The organism is Pseudomonas sp. W2Oct36, from assembly GCF_041060465.1.
GTDB lineage: Bacteria > Pseudomonadota > Gammaproteobacteria > Pseudomonadales > Pseudomonadaceae > Aquipseudomonas > Aquipseudomonas graminis_B.
Window position 1 is genome coordinate 114752 of record NZ_JAUERW010000009.1, and the last position, 17816, is coordinate 132567.

At 61.0% G+C, this 17816-nt stretch carries 16 protein-coding genes; 9 read left to right on the forward strand and 7 right to left on the reverse strand.

Features of this window, described 5'->3' with window-relative positions; genetic code table 11:
• Positions 1-131: 131 nt before the first annotated feature.
• From QWI18_RS14260 to QWI18_RS14295, 8 genes are all read left to right on the forward strand, one after another.
• Positions 132-1622 carry an aldehyde dehydrogenase family protein gene (locus QWI18_RS14260; RefSeq protein ID WP_369319104.1) on the forward strand — a complete coding sequence of 497 codons (1491 nt, stop codon included), beginning with the start codon at positions 132-134 and terminating at the stop codon, positions 1620-1622.
• A 224-nt stretch (positions 1623-1846) separates the two neighbouring features.
• Positions 1847-3130 (forward strand): NAD(P)/FAD-dependent oxidoreductase, encoded by a 1284-nt coding sequence (locus tag QWI18_RS14265; protein WP_369319105.1) that lies wholly within the window; start codon positions 1847-1849, stop codon positions 3128-3130.
• A 356-nt stretch (positions 3131-3486) separates the two neighbouring features.
• Positions 3487-4623, forward strand: coding sequence for an ABC transporter substrate-binding protein (locus tag QWI18_RS14270; RefSeq protein WP_065987781.1), 1137 nt, complete (start codon positions 3487-3489; stop codon positions 4621-4623).
• Positions 4624-4808: 185 nt separating this feature from the next.
• Positions 4809-5723: a branched-chain amino acid ABC transporter permease LivH gene (locus QWI18_RS14275; RefSeq protein ID WP_065987780.1), complete on the forward strand. Its 915-nt coding sequence runs from the start codon at positions 4809-4811 to the stop codon at positions 5721-5723.
• 2 nt (positions 5724-5725) lie between these two features.
• The gene (gene livM, locus QWI18_RS14280; RefSeq protein WP_065987779.1) at positions 5726-7021 is read left to right on the forward strand and encodes a high-affinity branched-chain amino acid ABC transporter permease LivM; all 1296 of its coding nucleotides are present in this window, start codon (positions 5726-5728) and stop codon (positions 7019-7021) included.
• The gene (locus QWI18_RS14285; protein WP_065987778.1) at positions 7021-7896 is read left to right on the forward strand and encodes an ABC transporter ATP-binding protein; all 876 of its coding nucleotides are present in this window, start codon (positions 7021-7023) and stop codon (positions 7894-7896) included. The genes livM and QWI18_RS14285 overlap by 1 nt, the downstream gene beginning before the upstream one ends.
• A complete protein-coding gene (locus QWI18_RS14290) occupies positions 7893-8609 on the forward strand; it encodes an ABC transporter ATP-binding protein (protein WP_065987777.1) in 717 nt (238 codons plus the stop codon). Before QWI18_RS14285 ends, QWI18_RS14290 begins: the two co-directional genes overlap by 4 nt.
• Positions 8610-9380: 771 nt before the next feature.
• Positions 9381-10151, forward strand: a complete 771-nt coding sequence (locus tag QWI18_RS14295) for an SDR family oxidoreductase (protein WP_065987776.1) — start codon at positions 9381-9383, stop codon at positions 10149-10151.
• 199 nt (positions 10152-10350) lie between these two features.
• Here QWI18_RS14295 and QWI18_RS14300 read toward each other — a convergent pair whose 3' ends face one another.
• The 7 genes from QWI18_RS14300 to QWI18_RS14330 form a co-directional block, all read right to left on the reverse strand.
• Positions 10351-11487, reverse strand: a complete 1137-nt coding sequence (locus QWI18_RS14300; protein WP_369319106.1) for an AGE family epimerase/isomerase — start codon at positions 11485-11487, stop codon at positions 10351-10353.
• 106 nt (positions 11488-11593) lie between these two features.
• Positions 11594-12166 (reverse strand): HupE/UreJ family protein, encoded by a 573-nt coding sequence (locus QWI18_RS14305; protein ID WP_065987774.1) that lies wholly within the window; start codon positions 12164-12166, stop codon positions 11594-11596.
• Between the two features lie 49 nt (positions 12167-12215).
• Entirely contained in the window at positions 12216-12830 is a 615-nt protein-coding gene (ureG, locus tag QWI18_RS14310) for an urease accessory protein UreG (protein ID WP_074891382.1), read from the reverse strand.
• A 58-nt stretch (positions 12831-12888) separates the two neighbouring features.
• Positions 12889-13563, reverse strand: a complete 675-nt coding sequence (locus QWI18_RS14315) for an urease accessory protein UreF (RefSeq protein ID WP_192135308.1) — start codon at positions 13561-13563, stop codon at positions 12889-12891.
• The gene (ureE, locus tag QWI18_RS14320) at positions 13560-14060 is read right to left on the reverse strand and encodes an urease accessory protein UreE (RefSeq protein WP_192135307.1); all 501 of its coding nucleotides are present in this window, start codon (positions 14058-14060) and stop codon (positions 13560-13562) included. Before ureE ends, QWI18_RS14315 begins: the two co-directional genes overlap by 4 nt.
• A 209-nt stretch (positions 14061-14269) precedes the next feature.
• Positions 14270-14902 carry a TetR family transcriptional regulator gene (locus QWI18_RS14325; protein ID WP_065987770.1) on the reverse strand — a complete coding sequence of 211 codons (633 nt, stop codon included), beginning with the start codon at positions 14900-14902 and terminating at the stop codon, positions 14270-14272.
• Positions 14903-15152: 250 nt separating this feature from the next.
• Positions 15153-15539 carry a hypothetical protein gene (locus tag QWI18_RS14330; protein ID WP_369319107.1) on the reverse strand — a complete coding sequence of 129 codons (387 nt, stop codon included), beginning with the start codon at positions 15537-15539 and terminating at the stop codon, positions 15153-15155.
• A gap of 151 nt (positions 15540-15690) precedes the next feature.
• Between QWI18_RS14330 and QWI18_RS14335 the strand changes: the two genes are divergently transcribed.
• Positions 15691-17760, forward strand: a complete 2070-nt coding sequence (locus QWI18_RS14335) for an AsmA family protein (protein ID WP_192135301.1) — start codon at positions 15691-15693, stop codon at positions 17758-17760.
• Positions 17761-17816: the final 56 nt, after the last annotated feature.

Below are 17816 nucleotides of genomic sequence, written 5' to 3' on the forward strand. Positions count from 1 at the left end.
AAAAAACGGAATGATATCTCGCTTAATCGTCGTTTGTTGCAGTGTCGCCGGCCAGCTATTACTAGAGGCTGACGAAATAACCCATATTTGGCATTCCGCTTTTGCGCTTACGATCAGTCTCAGGAGAAACCATGCTCAACGACCTGCTTACCCGACTCGGTGTCGACGCCGCGCTTTATCAACAGGGTGACAAGCCTGTTCACACGCCGATCGATGGCAGCCAGGTCGCGTCGGTGAGCTGGGAAAGCGCCGCCGAAGTCGAGCAGCGCATCACCCGCGCCGATCACGCTTTCGAAGCCTGGCGCAAAGTGCCTGCACCCCGTCGCGGCGAGCTGATTCGTCTGTTTGGCGAAGCGCTGCGCAAGCACAAAGCCGACCTCGGTGAACTGGTGTCGTGGGAAGCCGGCAAGATCACTCAGGAAGGGCTGGGTGAAGTGCAGGAAATGATCGACATCTGCGACTTCGCCGTCGGCCTGTCGCGCCAGATGTACGGCCTGACCATCGCTTCCGAGCGCCCGGGCCACCACATGCGTGAGACCTGGCATCCGCTGGGGGTTGTCGGCGTTATCAGCGCGTTCAACTTCCCTGTCGCGGTCTGGTCGTGGAACACCGCGCTGGCGCTGGTCTGCGGTAACGCGGTGATCTGGAAACCGTCGGAAAAAACGCCCCTCACTGCGCTGGCCTGTCAGGCCCTGTTCGATAAAGTCGCGGCTGAATTTTCGGATGCCCCTCAGTACCTCACCCAATGCATTGTCGGCAGCCGCGAAGCCGGTGAGGCGTTGGTCGATGACATCCGCGTCGCATTGATCAGCGCCACTGGCAGCACGCGCATGGGCCGCGAAGTGGCGCCGAAACTTGCTGCACGTTTCGCCCGCAGCATTCTGGAGCTGGGCGGCAACAACGCGATGATCCTGACCCCGAGCGCCGATCTGGACCTGGCCGTGCGCGCGGTGCTGTTCAGTGCTGTCGGCACGGCGGGTCAACGCTGCACCACCCTGCGCCGTCTGATCGCGCATTCGTCGGTGAAGGCCGAGTTCGTCGAGCGCCTGAAAGCCGCGTACGCGAAAGTGCGCATTGGGCATCCGCTGGAAGGCAATCTGGTCGGTCCTTTGATCGACAAGCAAAGCTACGAAAACATGCAGGAAGCGCTGGAGCAGGCGTTGAGCGAAGGCGGCAAGGTGTTCGGCGGCAAGCGCCAGCTGGAGGATAAATTCCCCAACGCTTATTACGTCTCGCCGGCCATCGTCGAGATGCCGGAACAGAGCGAGGTCGTGCGCAGCGAAACCTTCGCGCCGATTTTGTACGTGGTGGGCTATGAGGAATTCAGCGAGGCGGTTCGTCTGAACAATGACGTCCCCCAAGGTCTGTCGTCCTGCATTTTCACCATCGACGTGCGCGAAGCCGAGCAGTTCATTTCGGCACTGGGCAGCGATTGCGGCATCGCCAACGTCAACATTGGCCCGAGTGGTGCAGAGATTGGCGGCGCGTTCGGTGGCGAGAAAGAAACCGGCGGTGGCCGCGAATCCGGCTCGGACTCCTGGAAAGGCTACATGCGTCGCCAGACCGCGACGGTGAACTACTCCCGCGAACTGCCGCTGGCGCAGGGGATTACGTTTGATTGATGGTTTGTGTAGGAGCGTGGCTTGTCCCGCGATCTGGCGCGCAGCGGCAGTAAGTTCTTGAACCCGGTTTGTCTGAATCAACCGGGGAAACGCATTACGACTGCTGCTCAGCCGATCGCGGGACAAGCCACGCTCCTACAGGTTTAAGCCATCCGCGCGCATGCATTACCACGCGGAGCGTGGGAACGATCAATGGTCTGGCTGTCTCTTTCCGAGGTTTTGCGATGCCGTTACGCGAAGAATGTCTGTGGGAAACGCTGACGCCGCAAAGGCCGGAAGCGCCCGCGTTGAGCGGGGAAGTGACGGTCGATGTGTGCGTCATCGGCGCAGGCATCACGGGTTTGTCGGCGGCCCTTCATCTGCTTGAGCAAGGCAAGACGGTCGCTGTTGTCGAAGCTCATCGCACCGGGCAGGGCGGGTCCGGCCGAAACGTGGGACTGGTCAATGCCGGCCTGTGGATTCCGCCTGACGAAATCGAAGCCGGATTCGGCGAGACAGTCGGCAGCCAGCTCAACACCATGCTCGGCAACGCGCCGTCGCTGGTCTTCAGCCTCATCGAAAAATACGGCATCGACTGCCAGGCGACGCGCAAAGGCACGCTGCACATGGCCCACAACGCCAAAGGCGAGCTGGACCTTCGCAGCCGTGAAGAACAGTGGAAACGTCGCGGCGCGCCTGTGGAATTGCTCACCGGCAAGGCCTGTCAGGACGCGACCGGCACCACCGAGATCACCTCCGCTTTACTTGATCACCGCGCGGGCACCATTAATCCGATGGCCTATACCAGCGGGCTGGCGGCGGCCGTCACGCAGTTGGGCGGTCAGCGTTTCGACCACTCGCCGGTCAGACGCCTTGAGCGACAAGGCTCGCGCTGGTGCGTGATCACTGAAAACGGCGCGGTGCTTGCCGAGCAAGTCGTCATCGCCTCCAACGCCTACACCGAGGGCGAGTGGACGGAGCTTCGGCGCAACTTCTTCCCCGGCTATTACTATCAAGTGGCCTCGGGGCCGCTGACCGAAGACGCGGCGCAGCGGATTTTACCGGGCGGGCAGGGCTCCTGGGACACGCGGCAGGTGCTCAGCAGCATCCGTCGCGATGCCGATGGCCGGTTGTTGTTGGGCAGTCTGGGCAATGGCAATCAAAAGCCTGGCTGGTTTCTCAAAGCGTGGGCCGATCGTGTGCAACAGCATTATTTTCCGTACCTCAAAACGGTCGAGTGGGAATGCACCTGGACCGGCTGCATCGCGTTTACGCCCGATCACTTGCTGCGAATGTTTGAGCCTGCACCAGGACTGGTCGCGGTCACCGGTTACAACGGACGCGGCAACACCACTGGGACAGTCGTCGGCAAAGCATTCGCCGATTACCTGTGCAGCGGCAACGCCAGTGTTTTACCCATCCCCTTTGCGCAGATGCAGCCGCTGGCGGCCGTCGGACTGCGCAGTTCTTTGTACGAGGCTGGCTTTTCGCTATACCATGCGGGACAGTGCCTCAGAATCGTAATCTAAGAAGAATTCTCTCTCCAAAACAACGCTTTCTCCTACATCCACTACCCTCAAATGGTGCGGCCCGTAGCGGATCCGCACCGACGGTGTGCAGTTCGGTGACGCACGCTGTAACAACAGGGTTGTACAGGTGAGAACGGCGCGGTTGCGCGTCTGTCTCGCCAGGGTTGCTCTTTTAAAGTCGCGAGGTTGCACCTTGCGCGGTTTAGACGGTTGCACGCCCCGTGAAAAAGGGCAGAAATCAGTCGGATAGCGACAAAACGACGAGTTTCTCAAGAATAAAAAACCGATGGCACGCCACTTGCTCGCAGCAGCTCTGTGGTCGCAGTGCTAATTAAAAAACCCAGGAGCACCAACTCATGTCGCAGACGTTCTACAGAAAAGGCTTTCTCGCACTCGCCGTGGCTACTGCCATGGGTGCGGCTTCATTTGCGCAGGCAGCCGACATCAAGATCGGCGTTGCAGGCCCGATGACCGGCGCCAACGCCTCATTCGGCGAACAGTACATGAAGGGCGCTCAAGCGGCTGCCGATGCCATTAACGCTGCGGGCGGCGTCAACGGCGACAAAATCGTCCTGACCGCCTACGACGATGCGTGCGAACCGAAACAGGCCGTTGCCGTCGCCAACAAGGCCGCGTCCGACAAAGTTGCCGGCGTTGTCGGTCACTTCTGCTCCTCCTCGACCATCCCGGCGTCGGAAGTCTATGACGAAGCCGGCATCATCGCGATCACTCCTGGCTCCACCAATCCGACCGTGACCGAGCGCGGCCTGAGCGCCATGTTCCGCATGTGCGGTCGTGACGATCAGCAAGGCGTCGTTGCCGGCGACTACATCGTCGACGTGCTCAAGGGCAAGAAGATCGCCGTCATCAACGACAAAGACACCTACGGCAAAGGCCTGGCAGACGCCACCGCCAAGCAGCTCACCGCTCGCGGCGTGAAGCCTGTGCTGGAAGAAGGTCTGACCCGTGGCGAAAAAGACTTCAGCGCCCTGGTCACCAAGATCCGCTCCGTTGGCGCTGACGTCGTTTACTTCGGCGGCCTGCACCCGGAAGCCGGTCCACTGGTTCGCCAACTGCGTGAGCAAGGCCTGAAAGACGTGAAGTTCATGTCCGACGACGGCGTTGTGACCGACGAGCTGGTGACCACCGCTGGCGGCGCGCAATACGTCGATGGCGTGTACATGACCTTCGGCGCCGACCCGCGCATGCTGCCAGACAGCAAGGCTGTGGTTGAGCAGTTCCGCAAATCCGGCTACGAGCCAGAAGGCTACACCCTCTACGCTTACGCTTCGGTTCAGGCCCTGGCTGCTGGCTTTAACGGCGCCAAGTCGAACAAAGGCGAGGACGCTGCCAAGTTCCTGAAAGCCCATCCTGTCAAAACCGTCATGGGCGAGAAAGCCTGGGACACCAAGGGCGACCTGAAAGTCTCTGACTACGTGGTTTACCAGTGGGACAAGGACGGCAAATATCACCAACTCGAAAAGCAGAAGTGAGTTAAGCGCTTAGTCGGATCGGCCGTTTCCCGGGGGTGAGCCGGGAAACGTTCTGATCCGGTAATCGGCGCTGTCTGACAGCGGCGCCGGATTTCTTCTGTTGCCACTGTGTGCGCCGCTCTGTTCCTCACGAGGGAATGGTCGCCGCGCGTCAGGCTGGCCTTTCAAGTTCGTGAGCGTGCGTGATGGACGGTATTTTCCTGCAGCAAATGGTCAACGGCCTGACACTGGGCTCGGTCTATGGCCTGATCGCCATCGGTTACACGATGGTCTACGGCATCATCGGCATGATCAACTTCGCCCACGGCGACGTGTACATGATCTCCGCCTACCTCGCAGCCATTGGCCTCGCCGTACTGTCGTTCTTCGGCGTTGAGTCATTCCCCTTTCTGATTCTCGGCACACTGATCTTCACCATTGTGGTGACCGGTGTGTACGGCTTCGTCATCGAGCGCGTGGCGTATAAACCGCTGCGTAACTCGACCCGTCTGGCGCCGCTGATCAGTGCGATCGGCATCTCCCTGATTCTGCAGAACTACGCGCAGATCGCTCAGGGCCCACGCCAGCAAGGCGTACCGACCCTGCTCGAAGGCGCCATGCGCTTCGATGTCGGCAGCGGCTTCGTACAGATCACCTACACCAAAATCTTCATCCTGATCGCCGCCTTCGTCGGCATGGGCGTACTGACCTACATCATCAAGTACACCAAGCTGGGCCGCATGTGCCGCGCCACGCAGCAGGATCGCAAGATGGCCTCGATTCTGGGCATCAATACCGACCGGGTCATTTCCTACGTATTCATCATCGGCGCGGCCATGGCGGCACTGGCCGGCGTGCTGATCACCATGAACTACGGCACCTTCGACTTCTTCGCCGGCTTCGTCATCGGCATCAAGGCGTTTACCGCAGCGGTCCTGGGCGGCATTGGTTCGTTGCCGGGCGCCATGCTCGGCGGGCTGATCCTGGGGGTGGCCGAGTCGCAGTTCTCCGGCCTGATCAACTCTGACTACAAAGACGTGTTCAGTTTCGGCCTGCTGGTAGTGATTCTGATCTTCCGTCCCCAAGGCCTGCTGGGTCGCCCACTCGTGGCGAAGGTATAACCATGTCTGCACCTACTAAACCCATTGATATCAAACAAAGCCTGATCGACGCGGTGATCGCCGGACTGCTGGCGTTGATCGTGTTCGGCCCGATCGTCGGCATCGTGCTCGACGGTTACGGCTTCAACCTGCAACCAGGGCGCGTCGCCGTGCTGGTGGGCGTGGTCGTTGTCGGTCGTTTCTTCATGAGCCTGTTCCTGCAGACGCCGAAGGGCGTGGCCATCGCCCAGAGCTTCGAAAACTCGGGCTCAGGCGTGCACGTGCTGCCACCGGGTTACAAGACGCGCCTGCGTTTCATCATTCCGCTGATGATTCTGATTGCGGTGATTTTCCCGGTCTTCGCCGACAAGTATGTGCTGACCGTGGTGATCCTCGGCCTGATCTATGTGCTGCTGGGCCTGGGCCTTAATATCGTGGTAGGGCTCGCTGGTCTGCTCGATCTGGGTTACGTGGCTTTCTATGCGATTGGCGCGTACGGCCTGGCACTGGGTTATCAGTATCTGGGCCTGGGGTTCTGGTCGGCGTTGCCGCTGGCAGCCATTGCGGCGGCGCTTGCCGGTTGCATCCTCGGCTTTCCGGTGCTGCGCATGCACGGGGATTACCTGGCGATCGTGACGTTGGGCTTCGGCGAGATCATTCGTCTGGTGCTCAATAACTGGCTGTCGTTCACCGGCGGACCCAACGGCGTGGCGGTGCCTGCGCCGACCTTCTTCGGCCTGGAGTTCGGACGTCGCGCCAAAGACGGCGGCATCCCCATCCACGAGTATTTCGGCTTCGAATACAACCCGGACCTGAAATTCATTTTCATCTACACCGTGCTGTTCCTGGTGGTGCTGGCGGTGCTGTACGTCAAGCATCGCCTGACGCGCATGCCGGTCGGCCGCGCGTGGGAGGCACTGCGTGAAGACGAAATCGCCTGCCGCTCCATGGGCCTGAACCACGTGCTGGTCAAGCTTTCGGCTTTCACCATCGGCGCCTCGACCGCAGGGCTGGCCGGCGTGTTCTTCGCCAGCTATCAAGGCTTCGTCAACCCGACCTCGTTCACCTTCTTCGAGTCGGCGTTGATTCTCGCCATCGTCGTGCTCGGCGGCATGGGCTCGACCGTCGGCGTGGTTATCGCGGCGTTCGTGCTGACCGTCGCACCGGAACTGCTGCGCAGCTTCGCGGAATACCGCGTCTTGCTGTTTGGCATCCTCATGGTGCTGATGATGATCTGGCGTCCCCGTGGCTTGATCCGCATCAGCCGTACCGGCGTGCAGCCACGCAAAGGCGTGCTGGCTAAAGTGGAGGGCGCGTGATGAGCGACGAAATCGTTCTGTCCGTCGAAAACCTGATGATGCACTTCGGCGGCATCAAGGCCCTCAGCGACGTCAGCCTGCAAGTGCGGCGCAACTCGATCTTCGCCCTCATCGGCCCGAACGGCGCCGGCAAGACCACGGTGTTCAACTGCCTGACCGGTTTCTACAAAGCCACCGGCGGGCGCATCGAGCTCAACGCGCGGGGCAAGAAAACCAACGTCATTCAGTTGCTCGGCGAACAATTTCGCGCTGCTGACTTCGCGTCGCCCAAGCGCTTTGGCAGCCGCCTGTACTACAAAATGTTTGGCGGCACGCACCTGGTAAACCGTGCGGGGCTTGCGCGTACCTTCCAGAACATTCGCCTGTTCAAGGAAATGTCCGTCGTCGAGAACCTGCTGGTCGCACAGCACATGTGGGTCAATCGCAACATGCTGGCCGGCATCCTCAACACCAAGGCCTATCGCAAGGCCGAAGAAGACGCCATGAACACCGCGTTCTACTGGCTCGAGGTGGTGGATCTGGTGGACTGCGCGAACCGTCTGGCCGGTGAGCTTTCCTACGGCCAGCAACGCCGTCTGGAGATCGCGCGGGCGATGTGCACGCGGCCGCAGGTCATCTGTCTGGACGAACCGGCAGCCGGCTTGAACCCGCAGGAAACCGAGGCGTTGAGCGGCATGATTCGCCACCTGCGCGACGATCACGACATGACCATCGTGCTGATCGAGCACGACATGGGCATGGTCATGGGCATTTCCGACGACATCGTCGTGCTCGACCACGGCAACGTGATCGCCAAGGGCAAACCGGAGCAGATCCGCAACGATCCGAAAGTGATCGCGGCGTATCTGGGCGCTGATGAAGAGGAGTTGGTATGAGTAAGCCGATCCTCGAACTGAAAGAGATCGACGTGTATTACGGTCCGATTCAGGCCTTGAAGAAAGTCTCGATGCACATTGACGAGGGCGAGACGGTCAGCCTGATCGGCTCCAACGGCGCGGGTAAATCCACGCTGCTGATGTCGATCTTCGGCCAGCCGCGCGCGGCCAGTGGACAGATCATCTATCAGGGCACCGACATCACCCACAAGTCGTCGCACTACATCGCGTCCAATGGCATCGCGCAGTCGCCGGAAGGCCGCCGTGTGTTCCCGGACATGTCGGTGGAAGAGAACCTGATGATGGGCACCATCCCCATCGGCGACAAACACGCCAGCGAAGACATGCAGCGCATGTTCGAGATGTTCCCGCGGCTCAAGGAGCGTCGCAATCAGCGGGCGATGACGATGTCCGGGGGCGAACAGCAAATGCTCGCCATTGCGCGGGCGTTGATGAGCCGTCCCAAGTTGCTGTTGCTGGACGAACCGAGCCTGGGGCTGGCACCCATCATCGTGAAGCAGATTTTCGCAACGCTGCGCGAGCTGGCGCAGACCGGCATGACCATCTTCCTGGTCGAGCAGAACGCCAACCATGCGCTGAAGCTGTCGGACCGAGCTTACGTGATGGTCAACGGCGAGATTCGCCTGACGGGCACGGGTAAGGAATTGCTCACCAACGAGGAGGTCAGAAACGCCTATCTTGGCGGTCACTGATTGCTGATCAATGCGGCTCAAACAAGCCTCGGGTGGATAACTTCCGGGGCTTTTTTATGCGGGAGCCGAATTGTGGAAAACAATTTTGGGCAGATGCGAAAACGCGACATATAGCCGCTGCAAATCGCTGTTTTGTCACGCTTTTGACTTGTTCAGTTTTACTGTGGAGGTGACTGTGAATAAGTTGGGAGCAGCTGGCTGGAGGCCTTTATTTACGTGGCTTGCAGCATGCTGATCAATATTTGACCAGCGCTTTCGGCCGGTATTTTGAGGGGGTTTGTCAACGTTCTTGTGGCTGGTTTTTTATACAGTCTTTATAAGGTGTCTGCCTGTGGATAAGTCTGTGTGCAACCGTTGGAAAGACCGCCGCAGATAGCGCAATCTCTGGCGTTCACGCAGCAATCCTGTCCGCGCACCCAAGTCTTGAGAAAGTCGACGGCAGATGGCCCATGGCCGGTCAAGTAAAAACATGCGCTGAGTTACCCACACGCCGCGTATGCCGGGACTTTCGGCGTTTTAGAGTTGCCCCCAGAAAATGTACGTCTGACTGTGGATAAGGTGGGCAAAAGTGTCTGCAGGCCACATGGTGTAAGGGTTGGGAGCAATTGGTTATTTTTTATACAGCAGAGCGGTTGTATGACCATGTTGCGGATGGTGCTTGATCCCGGCCTGTGCGGGCGGGCATTCTCCAGAACCTTCCTACACGCAACGCTGCTTGCGTGACATTCCCGCTTGGCTTGATAAGCCCGCATCTTTAGTCAGGAGAAAGAAATGACCTCTACCGTATTCATTACCGGGGCCACTTCCGGGTTTGGCGAAGCCTGCGCCCGTCGTTTTGCCGAGGCGGGGTGGTCGCTGGTGCTGACCGGTCGCCGTGAAGACCGCTTGCAGGCGCTGAGCGCCGAATTGTCGAAACAGACCAAGGTGCACACGCTGACGCTGGACGTGCGCGATCGCGCAGGCGTGGAGCGCGCCGTGGAAAGCCTGCCGGCTGAATTCGCGAAGATCCGCGGCTTGATCAACAACGCAGGCCTGGCGCTGGGGATTGATCCTGCACCCAAGTGCGATCTGGATGACTGGGACACCATGATCGACACCAACATCAAAGGGCTGGTTTACACAACGCGCACGCTGCTTTCGCGTCTGATCGCCTACGGCCGCGGCGCCAGCATCGTCAACCTTGGCTCGGTTGCGGGGAATTATCCGTACCCGGGCGGTAACGTATATGGCGGCACCAAAGCGTTCGTCGGACAGTTCTCGCTGAACCTGCGCAACGACCTGGTCGGCACCGGCGTACGGGTGACCAACCTTGAGCCGGGCCTGTGTGAGAGCGAGTTCTCGCTGGTGCGTTTCGGCGGCGATCAGGCCAAGTACGACGCCACCTACGCAGGCGCCGAGCCGATCCAGCCCCAGGACATCGCCGACACCATCTTCTGGATCATGAACACGCCGGCCCACGTCAACGTCAACAGCCTGGAGCTGATGCCCGTGAGCCAGACCTGGGCCGGGTTTGCGATTGATCGCAGTCGCGGGGAGAAATAAGTAGGGTTTTAGGAGATTAGCGTCGCCCGACACGCGGCGCGTTCCAGAGGGCAGCGCCGTCCATGTGGGAGTGAGCTTGCTCACAAGACGGCATTCCAACCGCTGAATATTTAGCGGATGTACCTGCCCATTCGCGAGCAAGCTCGCTCCCAAAGGGGTCGCCGCCAATCTCTGATGGGATGGCCATCAGGGAATCAGCTCAGCCGATAAAAAACTCGGCCAGCCCGATGTAGCAGGTCGCCAGGTGATACGGCGTTGTCGACGGCATGTCGCTGCGGCTGATCTGTCCCTGGCTGTCGAGGCACTCGTTCCAGCCGGTAGGATGCAGGAACTGCGTTTGCAGCGCAGTCAATTGGCGCGCCAGCAGATGTTCGCTCTCAGGCCGTAACGTCAGCGCGCGCAGGTATTCAGCCTGAGCCCAGATGCGCTGCGTGCCGTCTTTTACCGAACCGTCCACTTCCAGCATCGCCGCGACCGCGCCAGTCGTCTGGTCGACACCCTGTGCTTCGGCGTGGGCGAATGCAGTCTCCAGCGAGCGATACAGCGGCGTGCCCCGCAGACGCGCGGACGATGCCAGCAGATAAAACCATTCAAACTGATGACCCGGCTCGGACCAGTTATCCACAGCGTCCAGCAGTTTCTCCAGCATGACGCCGTGATCGACGTCCACGAAGCGTCGCTGCATGGCTTCTACCAGGGCATCCAGCGCCGCCAGCGTGTCAGCGTCATCACGCACGGCCAAGGTGCCGAGAAATGCTTCGGCCAGATGCATCAGCGGGTTTTGCAGCGGGCCGGCGTTGAGCGAAGACCAATCCTCGGCCAGCACGGATTCGTACAAGCCATCGCCATCGGCGAAGCGTTCGGCGACCACGTTCAGCGCGGCATTAAGCACCGACTCCACCAACGGCTCACGGACCTTGCCCCAGTAGTGCGCGCAGGCGAAGACGATGAAGGCGTGAGTGTAGAGATCCTTGCGGCGATCCAGCGGTGCGCCCTGTGGATCAATGCTGTAGAACCAGCCGCCGTGCTCGGCGTCGTGAAAGTGCTGCTGCAACGAACGAAACAGCGAGGCCGCGCGGGTGGCGGCGTCGGGCACGTCGGGGTGATCGATCAGGCTTGAAAACAGAAACAGCTGACGCGCGCAGGCCATGGCCCGGTAGCGCTGTGGCGGCAAAGGCCGATGCTGGGCGTCGAGCGCCTCGAACGGCAACGCCATCTCGGCATTCCACCCCGGGCCCTGCCACAACGGCACGACCACGCGCATGAAGTGCTGCTGCAGCTCAGTAAACAGGGCGGACAGTTCAGACTTGGCGGTGGGAAGGGAAGCGTCAGGCATTGGATGGCGTCACGGCAGTGGCAAATTGCGCGACATGGTAGCAGGAGGTGAGGCGGGCGGGGCAGCGGGGATCGATTGATCCCCGCCGAACCCTATAACGCATGGTTTAGCCCGCGAACAACCAGATGCCGGCTGCGGCCGACAGCGCACCTGCGATCCGCACCACTGGTGCCGCCGCGGTTGGCAGAAACCGCACCACGGCATAACCCGCTGCATGCAGCGCAGCCGTCGCGCCGACGAATCCGAGGGCATAGCCCCACGGGCTCGACATTTCAGGGAGCTCCAGACCGTGGGCGACGCCGTGGAACAGCGCAAACAGCGCCGTCGCTGCTACAGCCATGAACAGTGGCGGGCGTACGGCCAGCGCGACCGCCAGGCCCAATGCAAACACCGATGCCGCAATGCCGCTCTCCAGTGCCGGCAATGCCAGGCCTTCAAACCCGAGCAAGCCGCCCATCAGCATGGTGCCGACAAACGTGCACGGCAGCGCCCAGCGCGCGGCGCCTTTTTGCTGTGCAGCCCAAAGCCCGACAGCGATCATCGCCAGCAGGTGATCGATGCCGCCCAGTGGATGGCTGATGCCGGCCACAAGACCGCTTTCATCATGGCCGGGGTGGGCGAAGGCCAGCGCCGGAACGAGGAGCAGCGCCAACGCGCCGAATACTTTTTTGCCGTTCATGAATGAATTCCTTGCTTCACTTGGGTGTTAGCCATTTGGGTGGACGAAATCAGGCCGCAGTCAGCAGACCCTGGCGCTCGATGAACGCGATGATCTGCTCCAGGCCGTGACCGGTTTTCTGGTTGCTGAACACGAACGGCTTGTCGCCGCGCATCTTCTTCGTGTCGCGGTCCATCATCTCCAGCGATGCACCCACCAGCGGCGCGAGGTCGATCTTGTTGATCACCAGCAGATCGGATTTGCAGATGCCGGGGCCGCCCTTGCGCGGCAGCTTGTCGCCGGCTGACACGTCGATCACATAAATGGTGAGGTCCGACAGCTCCGGGCTGAACGTCGCGGACAGGTTGTCGCCGCCGGATTCGACGATGATCAGGTCCAGCCCCTCGAAGCGCCGATTGAGCTGGTCGACCGCTTCCAGATTGATCGAAGCGTCTTCGCGGATCGCCGTGTGCGGGCAGCCACCGGTTTCGACGCCGATGATGCGCTCGGGCGCCAGTGCTTCATTGCGCACCAGAAAATCAGCGTCTTCACGGGTGTAGATATCGTTGGTGACCACCGCGAGGTTGTAACGATCGCGCAGGGCCAGGCACAGCGCGAGCGTCAGCGCGGTCTTGCCGGACCCGACCGGACCGCCGATGCCGACGCGCAAAGGTTGGCTGTTCATTCGTTCTCTCCGTTAAGCATGGTGTGCGGTTCGAGGTGCTGCGGCGATGGCAGCCACCTCATGATCGGAACAGGCGGCTGTACTGCCGCTCATGGTTCATGCTCGCCAGCGCCAGACCGAATGGCGCGCTGCCGATGTGTTCAGGATTCAGTACGGTCGCGTCGTGCTGGGCCTTCTGCAGCAGCGGCAGCAACTCACTGGTCAGGCGCTGTGCAGCTTGCTGCCCCAGTGGCAGGGTTTTCATCAGCACCGCCAACTGGTTTTCGAGCCAGCTCCAGAGCCAGGCAGCGAGCGCGTCCTGAGGGCTGATCTGCCAGGCGCGCGCGGCCAGTGCCCAACCCAGCGCCAGATGTGGCTCGCCCATACGCTGTAGAAAGTCCCGCGCGGGCTGATCCATTTCCGGCAGACCGTTGAGCAATTGCTGCAGCGAGTAGCCCATCTGCCGGCTTTCCAGATGCAGTTCGCGGGTTTCGCGGCTGGCGCGATGCTCTTCGCTCAATTGCAACAAGGCCGCCCAGTCGTCTTCGGCAGCCGCCGTGCAGTGCGCCAGTAAAAGCGGCGCCTCGAATCGTGCAAGGTTGAGCAGCAACTGGTCGCCAATCCAGCGGGCGGCGCTGGCCGAGTCGTGGACGGTCGATTGCTCGACCGCCATTTCCAGGCCCTGGGAATAGCTGTAGCCGCCGATCGGCAGCTGGGGGCTGGCCAGACGCAGCAGCGCCCAGGCTGCGTTCACGTGCGTACGCCGAATTGATGAATGCGCGGCGCGTAATTGAAATCTTCCTCACCGGCGCGCGAGTGGTGATGGCCGCCGCCATAGGCGCCGTGCTCGGGCTGGAAGGGGGCTTCGATGGATTCGGTCGTGGCGCCCAGTTGATCGAGCATGGCCTTGAGCACGTAGTCGTCGAGCAGACGCAGCCAGCCGTCGCCTACTTGCAGTGCCACATGGCGGTTGCCCAAGTGATACGCCGCCCGGGTCAGCTCGAACGTGTTGCTGCACGTCACGTGCATCAGTTGCTCGGGGCGCGCGCAAACACGCACGATCCGCCCGTCTTCAGCCTTGAGAAAGTCGCCATCACGCAGCGGCGGCTGGCCCCGCTCAAGGAACAGCCCGACGTCTTCGCCCTCGGCACTGAAACAGCGCAGCCGGCTTTTGCTCCGCGCCTCGAATATCAAATGCAGCTCTGCGGCCCATTCAGCCTGAGGTTCGACCCGTTGATGAATCACCAGCATCAGAAAGCTTCCAGCAATGTGCGATGCAAGGGCTAGAGCAAGTGGCTTGCCAACAGATGGACAGGGCAGAAATTGCCAGAATACGGTGCAGTAAGGGCGGGGCTGATCACCTGAGTGCGACTTATCGGTGCGTCAGTTGCGAAGGCGCACCTCCGTGGTGCGAAGGGAGGGTCATGAAGCCGTGTTGCAGAGGAGTGAAGCGTCGCGACTCACTCGGTGCTGCCCAATCCCTGCCAACGCTTGGCGCCGATGAAGATAAAGCGCAGTTGCTGAGTGATTTTCGCGCGGGGGGTCAAATGTTCGGCCAATGCCGGGGGCGGCGGATCGATCAGCTCCGGAAGCATGGCAAACACGCTTTTTACCACGAGGTCGGCCATGACCGAGAGGTCGTCGGTGTTCAGGTGATGGAATTTGGGCATCGACGCCAGGTCGGTCGCGAGGTCGGCGATGATGCCTTCGCGCAGCGCACCGAGCGCCTGTCGGACCTTCAGCGAGCCGCCGTATTGTTCGCGCGCCAGGAACAGAAACTGCGAGCGGTTGGCGGCCACGACGTCCAGAAAGATGCGGATGGAGGCGTCGATGATGCCGCTGTCGATGTTGTCGTTGTGCCGCACGCGGCGGATGGTTTCGCGGAAGGTCTGACCGACTTCGCTGACCAGCGCCAGGCCGAGGTGGTCCATGTCATCGAAGTGCCGATAGAAACCGGTGGGTACGATGCCGGCTGTTTTCGCCACCTCGCGCAGGCTCAGACTGCCGAAACCGCGTCCGCTCTCCATCAGACCCCGGGCTGCATCGAGCAGGGCATGGCGAGTCTGCTGTTTCTGTTCGGCGCGGGGCAGCATGGGGCGTGTATCTGATAGAGGCATGGGCCGCAACTCTAGCAAATGCGTTTGCGTGGCGTCGAACCCGGTTTGACGTCGGGCAATAAAAAGCCCGGCGATCAGGGCCGGGCTGTTCTCATCGTGGGGTTGTTGCGGATTGAGAGTGCTCAAACCGGCCTCTTCCCGGCTTAAGCCGGTTCCACTAACAAGCGCCGCGTTGTTTCCATAGGACTGGCTTTAGCCGGGAAGCTTTTGACGCAGCGGGTAAAAATCAGGAAATGCGCTGATACTGCTGAATCAGCCGATCAGGGCCGTTTTCGGCGACGCGCTGATATTGATTGATCAATCGGTCGGGGCCGTCCTGCGCAAGGGTCGGCAAACCGGAATGCTGTGTCGCCTTTGCTTCGCCGAGGATCGCTTGTTCGCTGGCAGGCATCGCGAACGCGCTCGAGGCAAGCAGGGAAAGGGTCAGGGCAATCAACTGGCGTTTCATGGAAGGATGCTCGGGTGTAAAGGGTGATGTGAACGTGCTGGCGATTTTACCGCTGCCCGCTTGATAAAGAAGTTCAGCGAGCTGATGGTGACCATCGACAGAAATGATGCGCCTCTGGACTCGTTGCCCGGCGGGCCTTTCAGCGAGTTTCAGAGGGATCGCCAAGCCCGTCTGGACGTACGGTATCGGTGGGGTGCGGAACTTTTCTGGCCTTGAATACAGATTTGATCAAACCGACGCGGCTTTTCTCAGTCGAAGCGTTACGACGTACGAGACGCGCCCTGGATGGCGCATCGGTTTTTGGGGAGACAACGCAATGACGCGAGGCCGTAAAATCTTCGCCTGGACAGCCGCAATCCTGCTGCTGTTGCTGGTGATTCTGATCATTGTGATCGCCACGTTCGACTGGAACCGACTCAAGCCGACCATCAACGAGAAGGTGTCTGCAGAACTCCATCGTCCCTTTGCCATCAACGGCAATCTGGCCGTGAGCTGGCACCGCGAGCCCGATGAAGGCGGCTGGCGCGCCTGGGTGCCGTGGCCGCACCTGTCGGCGGAAGACATCGCACTGGGCAACCCGGAATGGTCAAAGACGCCGCAGATGGTCACGCTCAAGCGCGTCGACCTGCGTTTGTCTCCCTTGCCGTTGCTGGCCCAGCGCGTGGTCATCCCGCGTATCAACCTGACCGAGCCCAACGCGAAGATCGAGCGTCTGGCCGATGGCCGCGCCAACTGGGTCTTTGATCTGCCCAAGAGCGACCCGAACGCCAAACCGTCGAGCTGGGTGGTCGACATCGGCTCGATCGGCTTCGACAAAGGCTTCGTGAGCTACAACGACCAGAAGATCAACACGGCCGTCGATGTCGTCATCGACATGCTGGGCAAGCCGATCCCCTACAGCGACATCGTCGGCAGCAGCGAGGCGAAGAAGGTTCAGGACAAGGGCGCTTCGGCTCAGGACTATGCCTTCGGCTTTACTGCCAAAGGCCAGTACCACGGCCAGAAACTCAACGGCAGCGGCAAGGTAGGTGGGCTACTGGCGCTGAAAGACGCGGCGTTGCCATTCCCGGTGCAGGCCGACGTCAGCGCGGGCGCCTTGCGTGTTGCGATCGCAGGCACGGTTACCGATCCGCAGAATCTGGGTGAACTGGACCTGCGCCTGAAATTGTCCGGCGACAGCCTCAGCAATCTCTATCCGCTGACCGGCGTGACGCTGCCGGATTCCCCTCCGTACTCCACAGACGGCCGCCTGATCGCGAAACTGCACGACCCGGCGGGTGCGTCGTTCCAGTACAAGGGCTTCAACGGCAAGATCGGCGACAGCGACATCCACGGTGATCTCGGCTTTGCCGCCAGCGAACCTCGCCCCAAGCTGACCGGCGCGCTGGTGTCCAACCAACTGCTGATGGCGGACCTCAAGCCGCTGATTGGCGCCGATTCCAATGCCGAGCAGAAAACCCGGGGCGGCGAGAGCAAGCAGCCGACAGGCAAGGTGCTGCCGGTCGAGGAGTTCAAGACCGACCGCTGGGCTGCCATGGACGCCGACGTCGAGTTCACCGGCAAGCGCATTGTGCAGAGCGCCGACCTGCCGTTCACCGACCTGTACACCCACGTGGTGCTCAACGATGGTGTGCTGAGTCTGGAACCGCTGCGGTTTGGTGTGGCAGGCGGCAAGCTCGACGCCGACATCAAGCTCAACGGGCACACCCAGCCGCTGGAGGGCCGCGCGAAACTGTCGGCTCGCGGCTTCAAGCTCAAGCAGCTGTTCCCCACCTTCGAACCGATGAAAACCAGCTTTGGTGAGCTCAACGGTGATGCCGACCTCAGTGGCCGTGGCAACTCGGTGGCAGCGTTGCTGGGCACGTCCAACGGCGAGCTGAAGATGCTGATCAACGACGGCGCCGTCAGCCGTGGCCTGATGGAGATTGCGGGCCTGAACGTTGGCAACTACGTGGTGGGCAAGCTGTTCGGCGACAAGGACGTGAAGATCAACTGTGCGGCCACTGATGTCGGCTTCAAGGACGGCTTGGCGAGCACGAAGGTGTTTGTGTTCGATACCGAGAACGCGATTATTTACGTCGATGGCACGGCGAACCTGAAGACCGAGCAACTGGACATGAAGGTGACGCCCGAATCGAAAGGCTTCCGGGTCTTCTCCCTGCGTTCGCCGCTGTATGTGCGTGGGCCGTTCAGCAAACCCAACGCGGGTGTTGAGTCAGGTCCGCTGTTGCTGCGCGGCGCGGGCATGGTGCTGTTGGGCGCTGCAGTCGGACCGGCGGCGGGATTGCTGGCACTGGTGGCACCGAGCAGCGGCGACGCGCCTAACCAGTGCACCGGGTTGCTGGAGCAGATGCGCTCGGGCAAGGCGCCTAAGACTGTGAAATAAGGTCGGCGCAGGATTCTGTGCCGTCTTCACTCACACAATATGCCCGGGTTCGGCGC